Origin of the sequence: Paenibacillus sp. USDA918EY (genome assembly GCF_009870825.1) — a bacterium.
GTDB lineage: Bacteria > Bacillota > Bacilli > Paenibacillales > Paenibacillaceae > Paenibacillus_AQ > Paenibacillus_AQ albilobatus.
Map to the genome: position 1 here is coordinate 1 of NZ_WTWY01000064.1, position 481 is coordinate 481.

The 481-nt window shown below is 39.1% G+C and carries 1 protein-coding gene; it reads right to left on the reverse strand.

Going from position 1 to position 481, the window contains the following annotated elements; translation table 11 throughout:
- Positions 1-36: 36 nt before the first annotated feature.
- Positions 37-481: IS3 family transposase (locus tag GQY55_RS30830; protein WP_160045736.1), on the reverse strand; the 445-nt coding region annotated here is incomplete at its 5' end.

The following is a 481-nucleotide window of genomic DNA, read 5'->3' on the forward strand; positions in this document are numbered from 1 at the left end:
TGAAGTGACCCCATAAAGTTAGACAGGTTATAATCATTAGGCAACTTGTTGGGCATGAGTTCGGTACTGTACCGGACTCATGCCTTTTAGCTTTGCCTTAATTCGCTTGTTGTTGTAATAATCGATGTATTTTGATAGCTCTTTTTTAAAATGGGCGATACTTTCAAATTCCTTGAAATACAGAAATTCAGATTTCACGATGCCAAAGAAGTTCTCAATGACGGCATTGTCGTAGCAGTTACCTTTTCGGGACATGCTTTGCTTGATGTTACGTTTTTCGAGGGCATGACGATACTTTTTCATCTGATAGTGCCAACCCTGGTCAGAATGAATAAGGGGCTTTTCGTTATCTTTTAATCGACTAAATGCTTGATCTAACATCGTTGAAACAAGCGAGTAGACCGGCCTTGAACCGATCGTATACGCAATAATTTCGCCATTATAAAGATCTAGCATTGGAGATAAATACAGCTTTTCTCCA